This window comes from Sorangium sp. So ce1014 (genome assembly GCF_051521505.1).
Taxonomy (GTDB): Bacteria; Myxococcota_A; Polyangia; order Polyangiales; family Polyangiaceae; genus Sorangium.
On sequence record NZ_CP150356.1, the window covers coordinates 1,148,792 to 1,166,712 of the forward strand.

18 protein-coding genes are annotated in these 17,921 nt (G+C 67.5%); 15 read left to right on the forward strand and 3 right to left on the reverse strand.

The window, feature by feature from the left end:
- Window positions 1–126 precede the first annotated feature (126 nt).
- From WME75_RS04425 to WME75_RS04450, 6 genes are read left to right on the forward strand one after another with little or no spacing between them, the layout of a single operon-like run.
- Window positions 127–525, forward strand: coding sequence for a hypothetical protein (locus WME75_RS04425; RefSeq protein WP_437486750.1), 399 nt, complete (start codon window positions 127–129; stop codon window positions 523–525).
- Complete coding sequence (locus WME75_RS04430; protein ID WP_437486752.1) at window positions 522–872, forward strand: helix-turn-helix domain-containing protein; 351 nt, start codon at window positions 522–524, stop codon at window positions 870–872. The genes WME75_RS04425 and WME75_RS04430 overlap by 4 nt, the downstream gene beginning before the upstream one ends.
- A 2-nt stretch (window positions 873–874) precedes the next feature.
- Window positions 875–1,876 carry an ImmA/IrrE family metallo-endopeptidase gene (locus WME75_RS04435; protein WP_437486754.1) on the forward strand — a complete coding sequence of 334 codons (1,002 nt, stop codon included), beginning with the start codon at window positions 875–877 and terminating at the stop codon, window positions 1,874–1,876.
- The gene (locus WME75_RS04440; protein ID WP_437486756.1) at window positions 1,873–2,514 is read left to right on the forward strand and encodes a C1 family peptidase; all 642 of its coding nucleotides are present in this window, start codon (window positions 1,873–1,875) and stop codon (window positions 2,512–2,514) included. Before WME75_RS04435 ends, WME75_RS04440 begins: the two co-directional genes overlap by 4 nt.
- Window positions 2,515–2,534: 20 nt before the next feature.
- Window positions 2,535–3,341 (forward strand): hypothetical protein, encoded by an 807-nt coding sequence (locus WME75_RS04445; protein ID WP_437486758.1) that lies wholly within the window; start codon window positions 2,535–2,537, stop codon window positions 3,339–3,341.
- Window positions 3,342–3,359: 18 nt separating this feature from the next.
- A complete protein-coding gene (locus tag WME75_RS04450) occupies window positions 3,360–4,589 on the forward strand; it encodes a nucleoside triphosphate pyrophosphohydrolase family protein (RefSeq protein WP_437486760.1) in 1,230 nt (409 codons plus the stop codon).
- Between the two features lie 548 nt (window positions 4,590–5,137).
- On the opposite strand, the gene WME75_RS04455 is transcribed toward WME75_RS04450, so the two are convergent.
- Window positions 5,138–6,637, reverse strand: a complete 1,500-nt coding sequence (locus WME75_RS04455; protein WP_437486761.1) for an endo-1,4-beta-xylanase — start codon at window positions 6,635–6,637, stop codon at window positions 5,138–5,140.
- Between the two features lie 890 nt (window positions 6,638–7,527).
- Between WME75_RS04455 and WME75_RS04460 the strand changes: the two genes are divergently transcribed.
- From WME75_RS04460 to WME75_RS04475, 4 genes are all read left to right on the forward strand, one after another.
- Window positions 7,528–8,727, forward strand: a complete 1,200-nt coding sequence (locus WME75_RS04460) for a hypothetical protein (RefSeq protein WP_437486762.1) — start codon at window positions 7,528–7,530, stop codon at window positions 8,725–8,727.
- Between the two features lie 80 nt (window positions 8,728–8,807).
- Window positions 8,808–9,440, forward strand: coding sequence for a DUF6151 family protein (locus tag WME75_RS04465; RefSeq protein ID WP_437486764.1), 633 nt, complete (start codon window positions 8,808–8,810; stop codon window positions 9,438–9,440).
- Window positions 9,441–9,791: 351 nt separating this feature from the next.
- A complete protein-coding gene (locus WME75_RS04470; protein WP_437486766.1) occupies window positions 9,792–10,304 on the forward strand; it encodes a hypothetical protein in 513 nt (170 codons plus the stop codon).
- Window positions 10,305–10,790: 486 nt separating this feature from the next.
- On the forward strand, window positions 10,791–11,339 hold the full coding sequence (locus WME75_RS04475; RefSeq protein ID WP_437486768.1) for an AAA family ATPase: 549 nt from the start codon (window positions 10,791–10,793) through the stop codon (window positions 11,337–11,339).
- Window positions 11,340–11,383: 44 nt separating this feature from the next.
- On the opposite strand, the gene WME75_RS04480 is transcribed toward WME75_RS04475, so the two are convergent.
- Window positions 11,384–11,959: a YceI family protein gene (locus tag WME75_RS04480; protein WP_437486770.1), complete on the reverse strand. Its 576-nt coding sequence runs from the start codon at window positions 11,957–11,959 to the stop codon at window positions 11,384–11,386.
- A gap of 152 nt (window positions 11,960–12,111) precedes the next feature.
- Between WME75_RS04480 and WME75_RS04485 the strand changes: the two genes are divergently transcribed.
- The 5 genes from WME75_RS04485 to WME75_RS04505 all read left to right on the forward strand — a co-directional run bounded on the left by WME75_RS04485 (window position 12,112) and on the right by WME75_RS04505 (window position 16,993).
- Window positions 12,112–13,011, forward strand: coding sequence for a LysR family transcriptional regulator (locus WME75_RS04485; protein WP_437486772.1), 900 nt, complete (start codon window positions 12,112–12,114; stop codon window positions 13,009–13,011).
- Between the two features lie 106 nt (window positions 13,012–13,117).
- On the forward strand, window positions 13,118–14,155 hold the full coding sequence (locus WME75_RS04490; protein WP_437486774.1) for an aldo/keto reductase: 1,038 nt from the start codon (window positions 13,118–13,120) through the stop codon (window positions 14,153–14,155).
- A gap of 74 nt (window positions 14,156–14,229) precedes the next feature.
- Window positions 14,230–14,637 carry a bifunctional diaminohydroxyphosphoribosylaminopyrimidine deaminase/5-amino-6-(5-phosphoribosylamino)uracil reductase RibD gene (locus WME75_RS04495; RefSeq protein WP_437494743.1) on the forward strand — a complete coding sequence of 136 codons (408 nt, stop codon included), beginning with the start codon at window positions 14,230–14,232 and terminating at the stop codon, window positions 14,635–14,637.
- 305 nt (window positions 14,638–14,942) lie between these two features.
- Window positions 14,943–16,244, forward strand: a complete 1,302-nt coding sequence (locus WME75_RS04500) for an aminotransferase class V-fold PLP-dependent enzyme (protein ID WP_437486776.1) — start codon at window positions 14,943–14,945, stop codon at window positions 16,242–16,244.
- Window positions 16,245–16,618: 374 nt separating this feature from the next.
- Window positions 16,619–16,993, forward strand: a complete 375-nt coding sequence (locus tag WME75_RS04505) for a hypothetical protein (protein WP_437486778.1) — start codon at window positions 16,619–16,621, stop codon at window positions 16,991–16,993.
- 30 nt (window positions 16,994–17,023) lie between these two features.
- On the opposite strand, the gene WME75_RS04510 is transcribed toward WME75_RS04505, so the two are convergent.
- Window positions 17,024–17,875: a ketopantoate reductase family protein gene (locus WME75_RS04510; RefSeq protein WP_437486780.1), complete on the reverse strand. Its 852-nt coding sequence runs from the start codon at window positions 17,873–17,875 to the stop codon at window positions 17,024–17,026.
- Window positions 17,876–17,921 lie beyond the last annotated feature (46 nt).

Sequence of the window (17,921 nt, forward strand, 5' to 3'; positions counted from 1 at the left end):
TCCAGATTGTACCATGCTTCCCTGTACTTGTGCGAAAAAATAGCACCGTGCCTTGACGGCGTTCGATTTTCGAACAATACTCCCATGTAGCTCGGGGAAACGGAAGTTCTCTGAGTCGAGGTAGCAATGAGCGTTCGTCTGCCGAACAAGGCCAAATTTGACGTTCTGCTGCCGGCGTTGCAGGCGTTGACGCGCGACTGGGCTGAGCGCGAGTGCACCTCGTTCGATGAGGCCGTTCGCCGTGCGAGCGATGCAGACACGGACGATGGCTCGATCTGGGACATGCCTGCCATCGATTCGAAACGTTGTGTTTCACTACTCATCGATCTTGAGGGACTTCTCGGACCCGGCTGCAGAATTCCTGTTTCAGTAATCAAAGCGGGCGGATACGCGTCTGTGGATGACCTGATCGGGAAGTTGCTCCCGAAAATCCGAGAGAAATGTCTCGATGTCGCAAAACCTGGGCTGGCGAGCGCTGGTATACCAGCAGCTCCGTCCAGACCCTCTTCACGGGTACTGCCATGAGCGAAGACAGGAAGCGCCTCGGCCTCAAGCTTCGGGACGCCCGCGAATACCTCGGGCTATCGCAGGACGAAGTCGCGAAAGCTGTTGGGGTGACGCGCTCGGCTGTTTCATTGATCGAGAGCGGGCAGCGAAGGGTCGATGCCCTTGAGTTGAAGAGGTTTGCAGAGCTGTACCAGCGCCCCGTTGCCGAGTTCACTGGTGACACTGATGTGATCGACGCACCCGTCCCCCTGACTGTACAGCATCTTGCACGTGCAGCTGTCAAGCTTACGGAGGCGGACCGCGCGGAATTGCTTCGATTCGCCGAGTTCCTCAGCACGAAAGCGCCGGCCAAGGGGGAGGGCTGATAATGGCGAGACGTGACGCGATTCTGGAGGGCACGCAGGCAGCGCAGCGGCTTCACGCCAAGCTCGGGACGCGGATTGCCTTCCAGGGTAGTGCGCTCTCCCGTATCGACGTTTTTCGGGCTGCAACTGAACTCGGCGCACTGCTCCTTTTTCGTCCTCTCAGTGGATTGCTGGGCGCATACCTGGGACCGCCCAACTTCCCGATGCCAGGTATCCTCGTGTCGACGCAACGCGACCTACACGTGCAGCGTTTCACGGCCGCTCACGAACTCGGTCACCTGTTCATGGGCCATACTGCTTCCAGCCTTGACGAGCAGATCGGGCTCTGGCGCGGCGAGTCTAAGGACCCTCAGGAGATCGCTGCGGACGCCTTTGCATCCGAATTCATGCTGCCCCGGTGGTTGTACATCCACCATGCCGGGCGTCATCGTTGGGGCACTCAGGCGCTCGCTAGCCCTCAGAACGTATATCAGCTCTCGCTTCGCATGGGAGCGAGCTTCGACGCGACTTGCTGGGGGCTCTCCGGGCATAAAATCCTGGATCAAAGGATCGTAGACAAGCTTCGAGAGACGGAACCGAAAAAGATCAAACTCGCTGTCCTTGCAGGACGTGCCGAGCTGACGAACCCGTGGGCGGACGTGTGGATCATCGATGAAGCTGATGACGGGCTCACGTTCGAGGGCGGCCCAGACGACATCGTTGTCTTTCGGTGCAAGGAGCGCCCGTCAGCGGGGTACCTCTGGGACGAGACTCGTCTTCAGCAGCACGGATTGGAGATCATCGAGGATTATCGCGAGGAGAGCGACGGAGACGAATTGGGCGGCGAACTGACTCGTGTGCTCGTTACGCGGGTACGTGCTGCGGGTGAATATCGGGTGTCGTTTTCCGAGCGACGGCCGTGGCACCCGGAGGACTCCGCAGCAAAGCTCTCCGTCATTCTCGATCTGCAGGGGAAGGAGCAAGGGCTTCCCCGCATTACTCGAGAGGCAGCGGCGGCGGCATGACCATCACGATCGACGCTGACCTTCGTGATCGCCTCGCCGAGGCGCGCGACCAAGGCCAGAGACCTACATGTTTGGTGTTCGCTGTCTCCGCGGCGCATGAAGCCAAGCGTGGTTCGAGCGACTATCTTTCGCCGGAGTTCCTGTTCTATAGCGGTGTTCAGCGATCCCACAACGATCCAAAGAAGGGCTTGACGCGGAGCGTGGTTCGCGATGCGCTAATACATGATGGTCAACCACCGGAGATCGTGTGGCCGTACGCCGTGAAGACGCCTGACGCTTCGAACTGGAAGCCTCCAGCTGTCACGGTACCCACTCACAAGGCAACGATCGCGTTCGCCCAACGAGACGTCGTGCAGGTTCGAGAACTCATTCAGACCGGCACACCCGTTCTACTGATCGTGACGCTCACAGTCGCGATGTACACGCCGGACAAGGACGCCATCGTCCGCGCCCGCGCTGGCGACACTGTGACGACTCGCCGGCACGCGCTGCTGGCGGTGGGCTCTGGCCATTCCGGTGACGGCCAGTACATGCTAGTCCGCAACAGTTGGGGAACAACATGGGGTCAAGCCGGCCACGGCTGGCTGCACGATCTGTATCTCACGCCGCAACTTGAAATGACCGGCGTTATCACATAGCGGAGACAAGGAACCGAGAGATGAAGCTGATTCAGGGCACGACGCTCGCGCAAAGCTGGCTCGATGCATGCGAGCATTTGCTCGCCCAGCCCGGCTGGGTCGACACGACCGTCGTTCTTCACATCAAAGAACCGGCACGCGTACGACGGCACGATAAAGCCGTAGCCGAGGCGCTCGACGCGTTCCTGATTGCTCATGATCAGTACAATAGCCACACCGTTGCTGAGACGATTTTTCCTGGCTACGAATACGTGCATCGCGGGCTGGACGGTGTGTATAAAAGCTACCCCGATGAGATCTTCCCGCGGATCAAAGATCATCCTCAATTCCGCCACTGGGGTACGTATGCCCACCGTCTGCTTCGGCGCACCGACTGTAATGGGCGCGAGTACAATCCCCTCGCAGAACTCATCAAGAAGATGCGTCAGAAAAACCCTGTTCGTGCGTCATACGAAGTCGGACTCGGCTTCGGCTTCGACCTCGCCACCTACGACGATGATGAGGATCGCGGCTCACGCCTGGGCGGCCCCTGTCTGAGCCATCTCAGCTTCAAGCTGATCGGTGGCAAGGTGCACCTTACCGTGATGTACCGATCGCACTATTACATTCAGCGCGCGTACGGGAATTTGCTTGGTCTCGCGCGCCTCCAAGCGTTCGTCGCCGAGCAAGTTGGCGTGGCCACTGGACCTCTCGTTTGCCACTCGACGATGGCCGTACTTGAGCACGGAAAAAAGTGGGGGTGGAAAAAAGGGGAAGTGGCGCCCTTGTTGGTAACGTGCCGCGGTAAGACGCGCAATGCTACGCCAATCGTGGATGCTTACGGTTAGCAAGAGATCGAGGTGACAATGTCGCGACAAAAGCCTTTCGTAGTCCTGCCGCCAGAAGTCACAGGCCAAGCGACGGTCACGATCCAGGGTTATCAGGATGCAGCTCACCGAACTGACAGGATGGGCCGAGACGATCTTGGCACGCCGATCCTCGGCCTGTTCGGCGAGATCGGGAGCCTGCTGGCGGCGCTCAAGAAGAAGCGCCGCGAAGGCGAAGCGTATGCAACATACGACGCAACCATACTAGAGGAGCTTGGCGATGCACTCTGGTACCTGAGTACCGTCGCCTCCCACTCGCACATTCGTCTGGCGTTGGTTGCTCAGCGGGTACCGCACAGCGCTCTTCACACTTGGGACGAAGAGACCAACATTGCCGGGATTACATTCGGCAACGTTCAGAAGCACGCTACGAAGGACCCGGAGAAAGACGTGACAATGGCGGCGGAGGAACTCGCCGCCTGCGCGGGCGACTTTGTCGAGGCGCACCGAACCGGTAAGCTGAGCGGTAATCGTGACGCGATCTCGGGCCGTATCTTGGGAATCCTGCGAGCCCTCGTTTCAACGGCCGACGCCGCGGGTGTCGATCTTGACTTGGCGGCACACGGCAACCTGGAAAAAACGTTCAGCCGCTGGCCGCTCGCTGACACGCCGTACCCGGAACCGGTTCCATCAGATCGCGAGTTGCCGCTGAACGAGCGCCTTCCTCGCCAATTCCGGATGTTCATCAAGGAATATCCGGTCGGTGGAAAGACGTACGTCCTTCAGAAGCGAAATGGCGTGATTATCGGCGACCGATTGACGGACAACAAGTCCGAGAAGGATGACTATCGCTTCCACGACGTTTTTCATATCGCAAATGCTGTTCATCTGGAATGGTCGCCCGTTTTACGATCTCTGTTCCGCGTGAAGCGAAAGAGTTGCCCGGAACTTGATGAGAGCGAGGATGGCGCACGGGCAATTCTCATCGAGGAGGGCATCGCAACATTTGTATTTGGGCGCGCGTTGGAGCGCAAGCTGTTCGAGGGCCTCAGGAGTCTTGACTACGACCTTTTGAAGCTCGTCCAGGACCTCGTCCGTGGCTTCGAGGCTGAGCGATGTGCAGCCTGGCAATGGGAGCGTGCGTTCCTCGACGGCTTCAAGGTATTCAGAGAAATTATCAGACCCGAGAACCGCGGAGGCTGGGTCATTGCCGACCTCGACAAGCACACGCTCGACTTCACGCCCGGCCAGGACGACGGGTTGTCGTAGTGCGTCGGCCCGACTACTTTGCGACCCCGCGGCGACGGCCGCGCTCTGGGGGAGCGATGCGGAGGGGCCTGGGTCCGGGGCTTCAGCAAAGAGACGTCTGTGCGAGATATGGCGTGCCCGCCCGCGCAGCGTGGTTCAGCCGCTGGCGGCGTTTCGCCGAGGATCCTCGCCGGGCCCGCGCGCCGACGGACCTCGGCCGCCGTCGCGAGCGCGAAGCCCAGAGCGCAAGGGCCAAGCCGAGCGCGGCGGCGCTGTACACGCGTCGGCCAAGCACGCCGTGAGGCACGACGACGAGCACGGTGCGGCCGCCGCAACGGAGGCAGCGGTAGCGGCGGGCAGTCGTATCCGCCCAAACAAGGGCATCGTGGCCGTCCTCGTCGTTTTCCTGCCGTGAGCGACCATGCATCCAATGCATAATCATGGCGGCGAGGAGGGCGCAGCGATTCTGTTGCGGATGCGCTCGGCGCCCTCCTGCTCGCGTGCGGCCCGGAGCGCTGTCGTCCTCTGCGATCCGGGCAGCCCGGCGCGGCGGCCGGGCCCGCGGCTCGTCAGCGGTCGAGGAAGTCCATCAGCCAGGTCATGGCCGGCCGCATGGTGCCGTTCGAATGCTGGATACCCGTGTTGTCCCTCCAGGTCGCGCCGACGATATAACCCCACAGGGTGATGCCGGGCACGGAGGGGTGGTTCCAGAACATCGTGAACTGTTCCTGCATCACCCGGCGCTGCTCCGCGTCGTTCGCGATGCCGATGTCGTACTCGGTGATGTGCACGGGCTTGCCCAGCGCGGCCATCTTGTCGATGTACCCCTTCACCGTGTTCGTGTTGATCTTGTAGGCGTCGTGCGCCTGGGCGCCGAGCGCGTCGACCGGGGCGCCTGCGTTGATCACCGCCCTCGCGATCCGCATGAAGTTGTTGTGGTCGTTCTCGTACTCGATGTTGTTGTAGTCGTTGAGGATGAGGACCGCGCGCGGGCAGTACTCGCGGGCCCACTTGAAGGAGTTGACGATCCAGTCCCAGCCGCTGGCGCCGTCGCCGCCGATGCCGTTCTTGTAGGAAGGCGTGGTGTGGGGCGGCGGCTCGTTGACGACGTCGATGTACTTCGTGTCGGGGTAGCGCGCGCAGAACGACCGCATCCAGTCCTTCACGGCCGCCTGCTGATCCGCCCCGGAGAGGTTCGCGAGCCAGCTCGGCTGCTGGCTGCCCCACACGAAGACGTGCTGCTTGAAGATGATGTTGTTGTCCTTCGCGTACTTGTAGATCGCGTCGAGCTTGCTCCAGTCTCGGACGCCGCGGGACCTCTCGACATCGCCCCACTTGCCCTCGTTCTCGGGCGTGATCTGGTTCCAGTAGTTCGCGAAGCCGCTGCGCACCTGGCCGCTCGTCGTGATGTTGCCCACGAACTTCGCGCCCGGCGTCCCGCCGCCGCCGCCCCCGGAGCCGCCGGAGCCGCCCCCGCCGCCGGAGCCGCCCGCACCGCCGGCGCCGCCCTGGCCGCTGCTCGACGAGGAGCTCGAGGACGAGGAGGTCGATGACGACGAGCTGGAGGACGAGGCGCTAGTGGACGAGGCGCTGGAGGACGAGCTCGCGCTGCTGCTCGACGATGACGCGGTCGTGCTGGTGCCCGAGCCTCCATTGCCGTTGACCGAGGCGACGGTGGGCCTCCCGGTGCCGTTCGCGCAGAACCCAAATTTCGTATTTTGTCGAGCAGCCAGCGATCCGTTGTAGCTCTGGTTCTTGACGTTGATCTGCCCGCCCGACGTCGTGGAGATCCCGTTCCACAGGTTGGTCACCGTCGAGCCGTTGAGCGCGATGGCCAGGCTCCAGGCGGTGGCCGCGCCGGGGCCGTTGTTCGTCACCGTCACTTCCGCGCAGTACCCGCTGCCCCACTGCGACTGGAGCACGAGGTCCGCCGCCATCGTGTTATCCGCGCTGTTCACCGCGGAGTCGAAGGAGTCGCTGTCTTCCAGATCGGCTGGCTCGATGCTGCAGGCGAGCAGGCAGCACGCGAACGACAGGGACACATGACCAAGCAAGCGATCGATTCGCATCAAAGTTCTCCATGATCCGGCCGGCCGGGTCGCAGGCTTCTGCTCAAGATGGATAAGTAAACCAGAAATCTGCCTGCGAGCTCAGCCGCCCATTGTCCGGGTTCACTAAATTCCCGGCCAGGGCTCTTTTTATCACGACCGTGTACACCCATCTGCACCGACCGTGTGCCCGGTCACACCGTGGCTGTTGAAGTGGGTCTCGCACCGGCATGCTCGGCGTGAGAGGAGCCCGAGCATGAGCTGATATTGAAACACGTAAACACGGTCCGAAGTCAAGCTCCTCGTGCAGCTGTTTCGGTCGTACAGTCACGTTGCATTCACGGGTTCGCGACGGAACGAGAGGCGCGCATTCCGCCCTCCTGAGAAAGCGATGATGGGTCGATAATCGAGCTGTGCAGCCTGGAGGACACCCTTGCTCCAGCAGCAGGGGCGAGCGCGCGAGACGCGCGAAGCGCGAACGATGGCAGAGATCTCCATGGGGCGTCGCTGATTCACGAGCTCCCGACATCACATCCCGGACACCTCCTGAACGGGGCAGGGGACGAGACGCAGGGGGACGACGCCAACAAGGACCTTCGCCGACCAGGCCCCGCACGGGGGTGACGAACAGCGGAGCGATGAGAGAACGTCAGGGGCGAATGCGTCGCGCGCGCGTCCGTCCGCCCCGCTGGCACTGCCGCATGCCGCCGCTGCTGCCAGCGGGCAGGCGCGCGCGCTCGCGCGTCCCAGCGCCCGGGACAGCACGCCACGGTCAGTCGACGCATTCGGTGGCCCACGCCATGATGGGGCCGGAGCTACTGACCCCATCGCTTGTTCAACCCTCGTCGACTGCGGCCCTGCGCGCGACCCGTCCTGAGCGGGCGTCCCGCTCCCCGCAGACAGGTCAATTCATGCGTCACCTCGTCAGTCCTGCCGCGTTCATCCTGCTTGCAGCCTGCTCTTCGAGCGTGGAGACGCCCGCTGGGCGCGGTGGCAGCGGCGGCGACGCGCCGGCTATCAGCGCGAGCAGCGACGGTGCGGGCAGCGGCGGCGCCGGGGGCCCGACGGCGAGCGGGACAGGCGGCGCGGGGGCGGCCGGCTCCGGCAGCGGCGGGCGTGGCGAAGGCGGCAGCGGCGGGCGTGGCGAAGGCGGCAGCGGCGGGCGTGGCGAAGGCGGCAGCGGTGGCAGCGGCGGCGACCACGCGCCGGACTGCAGCGGGGCCTCCGCGGCGGTCGCCGGAGACGTGCTCGATCCCGAGCAGGTCTACCTCGCCGGGACGCTGTTCGAGGGAATCTGCGGGCAGGACGCGGTTGTGCACTGGGGCTCGCCGGGATCGGCCGCGGTGGGGTTCGACTGCGATGTCAACGAGCGAAGCGCCCAGATCCTCCCCGCCGGCGGACGGCTGCTCTATATCAACGTCTTCGAGGACCTGCTCCGCGAGTTCCGCTGCGACGGCTGCCCTTACGCTGGCGACGCCTACCCGGCAGCGCCGCTCGAGAACGATGCCGTCCTGTCCACGCCGCCGTGCGATCCGGAGTCCGACCCGCTCGCCGGCTTCCTCGTGTCCCCCGCAGGCACCGTGCTGCACCGCTGCCGATCGGACCTGGCCACCTGGTACGATGAGCGCGGAGCCGTTGTCCACGCCGATCCGGACAACGGGTTGCTCCACCTGGGCCACGGCGATCTCGCGCTGACCGAGCAGAGCGTGATTCACCTTGCCACGTCGACGTCGATGCCCATCGTGGGTCTTCCCAGCATCGAGCGGCTCCACACCGCGCGCGCCAAGGCACCGGACAGGTTCCTGCTGGTGCTTGGCTCGGAGGCGCCGAGCGACGACGGCAGCAGCCAGGAGCTCTGGGAGGTGGACGGGCGCGGGAACGCGACGCGGCTCGGCGTCTTCCCTCCTCTTCCGGCGGAAGCGGCCGAGGTCAGCGCGTCGACATCGAAGCTCGACGGGTGCGGGGCGCTGCTCCAGTTCGGAGGCGGGCCCGGGATTTTCGAGGACGTGATCGTCCGCCGGGAGATCGGCGGGGTGAGCGAGGTCGTCTACACCGAGGCGACGGATCCGCTGGTGAAGATCCACATCTCTGCCCTCTTCACGGGGCCGTGATCGGGGCGCTGTCAGCCGCCGTCCGCCGCGCGGCGGGAGAAGCACGCGCATCGCGCGTCGAGACGTGATACGCAAGCTCCATGGCCCGAGACGTCGAGCTCCAGTGTCGTTGCGGAAAGCTTCACGGATGGCTGCGCGATGCGTCGCCGAGCGCGGTGAACCGCGTTGTCTGCTACTGCGACGACTGCCAGGCATTCCTGCACCATCTCGGCCGTGCGGATCTGCTCGACGAGCACGGCGGCTCGGACCTCGTGCAGGTTGCTCCTTCGACCGTCTCGTTCGACCGCGGCGGCGAGCTCGTTGCCGCCGTGCGCCTCACGCCGAAGGGCGCCTATCGCTGGTACGCGAGCTGTTGCAAGACGCCGCTCGGCGACACGTGGACGCCGCGACTGCCGTTCGTCGGCCTCGCCACCGAGCTGTTCCAGCAATCGCCGAGCGCACGCCCGTGCGACGAGGTCTTCGGCGCGCCGCGCGGCCGGCTCTTCGGCAAGTTCGCGATCGGCGAGCCGCCGCCTGGTTCGGTGAAGCCGAACGTGCGCTTCATCGCGCGCACGATCCGGAAGGTGCTCGGCTGGAAGGTCCGCGGCAAGACGTGGCCACACCCGTTCTTCGACCGCGCGAGCGGCAATCCAGCGTGCCCGGTCACGGTGCTGTCCACGGCCGAGCGCGACGCGCTACGCCCGCTGTGCGGCCCGCGTCCCGCGCGCGCATGACGGGCCGGCTCGAACGAAGGAGACGACGGCGATAGGGCGCGAGCGCGGCGCCGCGCTCCTCGGTCGCGCCGCGCCCTGAGCTCGCTCAACTGGCTCGCGCGGCACCCACCTTCGCTGGGAGAGCAGCGGGTCCGTGGCTGGGGAATCCCCTCATTTTGTGCCCGTTTACAGCGGGAAATTGAACAGGGAGGCGGGGAGGCGGGGAGTTTTTCTGAGATTTTACTCCCCGTCTCCCCGCCTCCCTGTGAATTCTCCGAAAAATTTGAGGGGATTCCTCAGGGGCCGTGGCCAAGGCCGAGGAGTACCGGCAAGCTTGCCGCGATCGCCTCCGCCCATCGTATCGTGGGCGCCATGCGGCCTCGCCCACCCGCCTCGCCCTCCCGTCCTCGCGAGTACCTCGCCCTCCTCGCTGGCGCCCTGGCCGCGGGCGCCTGTGGAGCGCTCTTCGATCAGGTCACCGCCACAATCTCTCCGGAGTACTTCCTCGACGGAAAGGGCCTCGCCGCTTCGAGCTTGCCGTTCCGGCTCGCGGTCGCGTGGACGGGGTTCCGCGGAGGTCTGCCGCTCGGCGCCCTCGTCACCGGCGTGGGCCTCCTCCGCGCCGGGCTCAGCGACAGGTTCTCGTGGCGCGCCTGGCTGACCAGGATCATGGCGGCGCTCGCCGCGGCACTCGCGCTCTGCCCGGCCGTCATGGCGGCGCTCGACCCGTTCGGCGTGCGCGAGGCGAGCCTCGGCGCGTGGTCCTACGGTGCCGCCACGCGGTACCTCGTCTGCAGCGGGCTCCATGCCGGCGCTTACCTCGGCGTCCTCGTCGGCGTCTTCCTGGAGGGCCGACCCGCCCTCAGCCGATCGCCTCGGCCGTGAGCGGGCGGGTCCTCCGCGGCCCCATCTCCCGCGCTCAACACCACCCGACCCCCGTCACGTCCCCCCGAAATTCCGGGGGAACCCCCCCGGGCACGAGCGAGATCCTAGGCACGTGGGGTTCCGAGGGGTCCTGCGGGACGCGGTACGCGCGTCAGGGCTTCGGCCGCTATGGGCCCCGTACGATTTTGCTTTGCGACCCCCGGCCCCTCTCGGTACAACCTCGGGAGCGCCAGCCCTCCAGCTGGCGTTTTCGTTTCTGATCCCGCCCGCGACGAGCTCACTGCGCGCGCTTCACCGCAGGCCCGCGACGCACGTCGCCCGCAACGGAGCGCGACGAGCGCTCGCCCCCCATCGCACGATCGTGGCCCATGCTCCGAGGCGATCACGCCCTGCCCCGGGTCGCGGGTCGCGGATCGACGCGTGGCGCCCCACACCGAGGAGAGATCGATGAAAAAGATGACGACCCACGAGGACAGGACATCTTCGATGCGCGCCGCGCCCGGCGAGCAGCACGCGGCGCCGCGCGGCATGGCGCACCTTCACCTCATCGTGGGGCCAGTGGGTGCCGGCAAGTCGACGTTCGCGCTGCAGCTCTGTCGAGAGCAGCGCGCCGTGCGGTTGAACCTGGACGAGTGGATGGCGGCGCTCTTCCGGCCGGACCGCCCGGATACGGGCGTCCTGGAGTGGTACCTCGAGCGCACCGGACGGTGCATCGAGCAGATCTGGACGCTGACCGAGAGGATGCTCGAGGTGGGCACCAGCGTCGTGCTCGAGATTGGCCTCATTCGCCGGGACCACCGGGAGCGATTCTACGAGCGTGTCGACGTCAGCGGGCATCGCATGACCATCCACGTGCTGGATGCGCCCCGCGATCTGCGCCGCGAGCGCGTGCAGCGGCGCAACCAGCAGAAGGGAGATACCTTCTCGATGGTGGTCCCACCTGACTTTTTCGAGTTTGCCAGCGACATGTGGCAGCCGCTCGACGATACGGAATGCGACGGGCGCGACGTACGCATCCTGTCCACCGGGGACTAGACTGCTCGTGGGCGCCGGCGCCGGGCGGATGGCCCTGCCGGCGCTCACGCCTGCTTGATCAGCTGGATATCGAGGGTGATCGAGATCTCGTCGCCCACGAGGACGCCGCCTGTCTCGAGGACGGCGTTGAAGCTCATCCCGAAATCGCTGCGGCGGATCTTCGTCGTGGCGGTCGCGCCCAGCTTGCGGTTGCCGTACGGATCGCGGTGCTCGCCCGAGAGCTCGCTGACCGCGAGCGTCACCTCGCGAGAGACGCCGCGGATCGTCAGGTCACCCACGATGTCGAGCCCGCCGCCGCGACGCAGGACGCTCCGTCCGGCGAACGTGATCGTCGGGTACGTCTCGACATCGAGGAAGTCGGCGCTCCGCAGGTGCGCGTCGCGCTGCTTCTCGCGGGTGTGGATCGACGCCGCGTCGATCGTGGCGGAGACCTTCGTCGCCTCGGGGTGTCGCGGATCGTAGAGGACCTCGCCGGCGACGCCCTCGAGCTCGCCGCGCACGTTCGAGATCATCATGTGGCGTACGGAGAACGAGACGCTGGAGTGCGCCGCGTCGATCGTCCACCGGGCAGCCTGGGAGGGGGTCGCGCTCGGGGTGGTGGTGCTGGTCGTGGTGTTCATGGCTGGTTGTCCTTCCTCTGAAGAGGTTCGGGCTCGCCGCGCCCGGGTCATCCGGGGCGCGCTGGCCGTGGGTCACAGGAGGCAAGATGCATCGTTGCTTGGGAACGCACTAGACAGGCGTTTGAGAACAGGCTGTTCTCCAGGGACGAACAATGGACCTCAACCGGATCGCCGTCTTCGTCCGCGTCGTCGATGAGCAGGGCTTCACCGCGGCGGCCAGGGTCCTGGGGTTGCCGAAGTCCTCGGTCAGCCGCTCGGTCGCGCTCCTCGAGCAGGCGCTCGGAGCGCGGCTCCTGCACCGCTCGACGCGCAGCGTGAGGCTCACCGAGGCCGGCGCGGCGTTCTACGAGCGGGCGTCGCGCGGCGTCGCGAGCCTCGAGGAAGCCGCCGCGATGGCGGCCGATCTGGAGGCCGTGGTGCGCGGCACCATCCGCATCACCGCGCCCGTCGACGTCGGCGTCGCGATGCTCGAGCCGGCGATCGCCCGGTTCGTGCGGCGCCACCCGGCCGTCCGCATCGACGTCGTCCTCACGGGGCGCGTCGTGGATCTCGTGGAGGAGGGCTTCGATCTGGCGCTGCGGGCCGGGCCGCTCCGCGACGGCTCGGTCATCGCGCGAAGGATCGGGCAGGTGGAAGTCGCGCTGTACGCCTCGCCTCGGTACCTCGAGCGCGCCGGGGTCCCCGGGAGCCTCGGCGACCTGGCAGCGCACCGGTGCGTCCTCTTTCGCGCGACGCGCGGCCGCGCCGCGTGGACGCTCCAGGGGCCCGCGGGGGACGAGACGGTGGAGGTCGAGGGGCCGCTCGCCGTCGACGAGCTCAGCTTCGCGCGGCGCGCGGTGCTGGCGGGCGTCGGCATCGGCCTGCTCCCGGCCGTCCTGTGCGCCCGCGAGGTCGCGCGAGGCCGCCTCGTGCGCGTGCTGCCGTCGCACGTGGCCTCGGGGGCGCCCTTGCACCTCGTGTACCCCTCCGCGCGGTACCTGCCCCACCGCATCGCGGCGTTTCGTGACTTCCTCGTCGAAGCGCTCACGCCGCGACTCCAGCGCTCGCCTTGATCATAGCCACGCCGCCCGGGCACGTCCGTCATATAAGATGTTATGTCCGTTATGGTGGACAAGGCCGCCGCTCCGTGGTACTGGACGCCCCACGGACGGAACAGCGATGAACTACCGACAGCTGGGTGACAGCGAGCTCCGGGTCTCGGAGCTCTGCCTTGGGACGATGACGTTCGGCGAGCAGAACACGCTCGAGGACGCGAAAGCGCAGCTCGACTACGCGTTCGACGCGGGCATCAACTTCGTCGATGCGGCCGAGATGTACCCCGTGCCGACCCGCGCCGAGACGCAGGGGCGCACGGAGAGCTACGTGGGCGAGTGGCTGAGCCAGAAGCCGCGCGACAGGGTGGTCCTCGCCACGAAGATCGCGGGGCCGGGCCGCCCTATCCCGTGGGTCCGCAACGGGTCTCTCGCGGTCAACCGCGCGAACGTGCGGCGCGCGGTCGAGGACAGCCTGCGGCGGCTCAGGACCGATTATATCGATCTCTACCAGATCCACTGGCCAGATCGGTATGTGCCGCAGTTCGGCGCGACCGCCTACGATCCGGCGAGCGAGCGCTCGAGCACGCCGATCCCCGAGCAGCTCGCGGCGCTCGCGGAGGTGATCCGCGACGGCAAGGTCCGTTATCTCGGGCTCAGCAACGAGACCGCCTGGGGAGTGACGCAGTTCAGCCGCATCGCGGAGCACCTGGGGCTCCCGAGGCCGGTGTCGATCCAGAACGCCTACAGCCTCGTCAACCGCACGTTCGACTCGGCGCTCGCGGAGGCCTCGCGCCGCGAGGACGTGTCGCTGCTCGCGTACAGCCCGCTCGCCTTCGGCCTGCTCACGGGCAAGTACCTCGGCGGACCTCCGCCGGGCTCGCGCCTCGCCCGGTTCGAGACCTTCGGCCAGCGGTACCGGAAGCCCAACGTGGAGGAGGCGGTGCAGGCCTACGTGAAGCTGGCCCGCGCGCACGGCCTCACCCCGGCCTCGCTCGCGCTCGCCTTCGTGCGCAGCCGCTGGTTCGTGGCGAGCACGATCCTCGGGGCGACCACGCTCGGGCAGCTCGAGGAGAACGTGAAGAGCGCGGGCGTGGTGCTCGGCAAGGAGGTGCTCGCCGAGATCGACCAGATCCACGCCCGCTACCCGAGCCCGGCGCCGTGAGCGCGCCGGCCCTGGAGGCGCCGCTCGCCCGGCGGGCCCGGCTCCCGTGGTCCGAGGCCGAGAAGCGGCGCTTCATGGCGCGGGCCCTGGAGGTGTCGCGCGGCGCGCTCCCGCGCTGCCGCCCCAACCCGCCGGTGGGCTGCGTCGTGGTGCGCGGCGCGAGCATCGTCGCCGAGGGGTTCACGCAGGCGCCCGGCTGCCACCACGCCGAGGCCATGGCGCTCGCGACGCTCCCGGGCGATCTCTCCGGCTGCGCGGCGTTCGTGACGCTGGAGCCGTGCTCGTTCGCCGGCCGCACGCCGTCCTGCGCCAGGGCGCTGATCGCGCGGCGTATCGGCGCGGTGTTCGTGGCCGTGATCGACAGCGATCCGAGGAACCTCGGCCGCGGGATCGCGCTGCTGCGCGCCGCCGGCATCCCCGTCGAGGTCGGGACCCTCGCCGGAGACGTCGAGTCGTTCATCGGCAGATACCTCATCCGCTGAGACCACGACGACCCGAGAGCCCTCCCGCGCCGGGGATAGCAGTCCTCCGCGACAAGCCAGGAATCTCGCGCCCGTGCGGCGTGACGGGACGGAGCCGACAGCGCGGAACACCGCGATCTGCCCCTCGTTGCGCGCTGTAAAAAGCTGATTTCTTGCAGTTGTTTACTGCTCGTTCGCGGCACCCGTGCATACTCGCGGCCGGCGCGGCGAGGGGGAACCTCCCTGCTCGCGGCATCGAAGCGCTCGCGGGCGAGCGATCCTGCGGCTCCGGAGGGGCTGCGCCGGCACGGAGGGAGGAAGCTGCGATGACGACCAAGCTACCCAGGCGAAGCCTGCTCGAAGGCCTGCTGGCGATCGGCGCCGTGGGCTGCGCGGCCCCGGAGGCGGTGAAGGCCGCGGGCGATCGGCCGCAGGCGCCGGCCGACGCATGGCAGCGCGTCCGGGACGAGATCGAGGTGTCGCCGGCGTGGATCCACATGGCGAGCTTCCTGCTCGCCTCGCACCCGAGGCCCGTGCGCGAGGCGATCGAGGCGCTGCGGAGGGAGCTCGACGAGAACCCCGTGGACGCGCTCCACGAGCACGAGGATCCGGCGCCGGTGCGGGAGGCCGCCGCGGCGTACATGGGCGCCCGCGCCGAGGAGATCGCGCTGACGGACAGCACCACGATGGGGCTCGCCTCGCTGTACCTCGGCCTGCCGCTCGGGGCCGGGGACGAGGTGCTCACGACGGTGCACGAACACTACTCCACGCACGAGTCGCTCCGGTTCGCGGCCGAGCGGACGGGCGCGGCGGTGCGGAAGATCGCGCTCTACGAGCGCAGCAGCGCGGCGACGGCGACGGAGATGGCGGGCGCGATCGAGCGGGCGATCACGCCGGCCACGCGGGTCGTGGCGATCACGTGGGTGCACTCGAGCACAGGGGTGAAGACGCCGGTGCGCGCCGTCGCGGAGGTCGTCGCCAGGGCAAACCAGGGGCGGGCGCCGGAGGATCGCGTCGTCTGCTGCGTGGACGGCGTGCACGGCTTCGGGGTCGACGACGTCACGATGGCCGACCTCGGCTGCGATTTCTTCGCGGCCGCCTGTCACAAATGGATCCTGGGGCCGCGGGGCACGGGCGTGCTCTGGGGCAGGGCCGAGCTCTGGCCGATGCTCCGCCCGAGCATCCCGCACTTCGGCCGGGAGGGATACGGCGCCTGGCTGCGGGGGCAGCCGGCGCCGCCGACGACCGCCGACATGATGTCTCCCGGAGGGTTCCACTCCTTCGAGCACCGCTGGGCGCTGCCCGCGGCGTTCGCGTTCCACCGGCGCATCGGCAAGGGCAAGGTCGCGGACCGCATCCACGCGCTGAACCGGCAGTGCAAGGAGGGGCTCAAGGGCATGCGCCACGTCACGCTGCACACGCCGCTCGACGACGCGATCTCCGCGGGGCTCGTCTGCTTCGAGGTGGCGGGGATGACGCCGGCGGCGGTCGTGGGGAAGCTCCGCGAGCGGAAGATCATCGCGTCGACGTCGCCGTACGGGATCTCCTATGCCCGCGTCGCGCCGAGCCTGCTCAACTCGGAGGCGGACGTCGAGGCGGTGGTGCGCGAGATCCGGGCGCTCGCGTGAGGTGCCGGCGCCGCCCAGCGGCTCACGGCGCGGACGCGTACTACCAGGTCGCCTGAGCGTCGATGCCGCTCGGGGGTGGTGCTCGCCGGCCCGCCCGAGCTCAGCACGACGTTGAAGCTCCGCGATCGGGGCGCTCGCTGCGCTACCGGGCGGCCTCCTCGAGCCGCGCGATGTCGGAGCACGACGCGCCGGCTCGACATGGCGTCGAGATTTTTTTTTGAGGGAGCTCCCCTCGCCGCCGCCGGAGCGGCGGAGGGGCCGGGGCGCGGCCGCGGGGAGGGCCGAGGGGCCCGGGGGAGCGGCCTGCCGGGCGCGCCCGGAAGAGATCGCCGGTGAGGGTGGAAGCTCGTGTTGATCCGTGAGAGAGCACGCACATGAGACACATCATCGCGCGCTCGATGGGGCTCCTCCTGGCCACCGTGCTCTGCTGTGCTGCGTGCGGGGCGTCGTCGAACGAGCCTCCCGGCTCGAACTCGCCCCCGGTGCAGGACCCGGCCACGCCGCCCGCCGCCTCCCCGACGGACGAGACGATCGTCGCGGGCAGCGACCCGTGCCAGAGCGACGCGGACTGTGTGCCCGTCTGCGGCTGCCACCCGGCCGCCTGCGTCGCGAAGGCCACGGCGCCCGCGTGCGAGGAAGGGCTGATGTGCACGCAAGAGTGCCGGCCAGGGACGATGGATTGCGGCGGCGGCTGCCTCTGCAAGGACGGCCGGTGTGCGGCTCGCCTCGTCAACGCGCCCACGCGCTGAGACGCGGCTCGGCTGCTCCTCTGGCTGTCTTCAGGGCCTGATGGCAAGCAGCGCCGGCGTCTGGCCGGGGGCCGCGGCGGCCATCGCGTCGATCAGCGCGCGTGGCTCGCCGGGCCCAGCGGCGCCCGTCTTGCGGACGGCCTCGATCCTGCTGGACGTCCACAGGAGCGTGGCGAGCATCGGTCGGGGCAAGTGGCTCAACCACGCCATCGGCTCCGGGGTGATGGTGTTTCCGAGCTGACGCACAAGGCGAATTCCTTCCTCCAGGGCGCGCGCCAGGTCCATCGCTTCGGTCCACGACACGCCTGCTCTCCGCGTGTGGGACGTGATGAAGGCAACCATCGCCGGCGCCACGAACACCGCGTGCGTGCGCAGCCAGCTCTCCATGTCGGAGTGCACGACGCTGGGAATGCCTGCGTCGGTGAAGACCTTCGCCCAGGCTGCATCGGTGACCGTGGTGACCATGCCCCGGGAGACGATCTTCGACGTGAGCTTGCCGTCATCGAGGCTCGCCAGGATCGCGGGGAAGCCAAAGGCGAAGCGCGCCGAGCCGACCGCACCTTGGAGCCGGCCGAGCGACTCGAAGGTGTTGAACATGAACATCACCGTCCTCGCCGCGCTGGCGGCCAGCGCGGGCAGCACCGCGTCCACCTGCGACACGAGCACCGTCACGAGCACGAGGTCCCACTCCGCCGTCGTGTCGAGCGCGGCGCTCACGTGCACATCGGCACGCTGGCCCGAGGCGTTCACGATCGCCTGGTCTCGCTGCAGGTGTTCGAGCCGCTTTCCACGAGCGACCACCGTCACCTCGTGCCCCGCTCGCGCGAGCTGAAACGCAAATGTGCTTCCGATCCCGCCAGGCCCAACGATGGCAATCCTCATGCGGCGCACGGTAACACGACGCCGTGCTCGGTTCGGAACAGCAAAG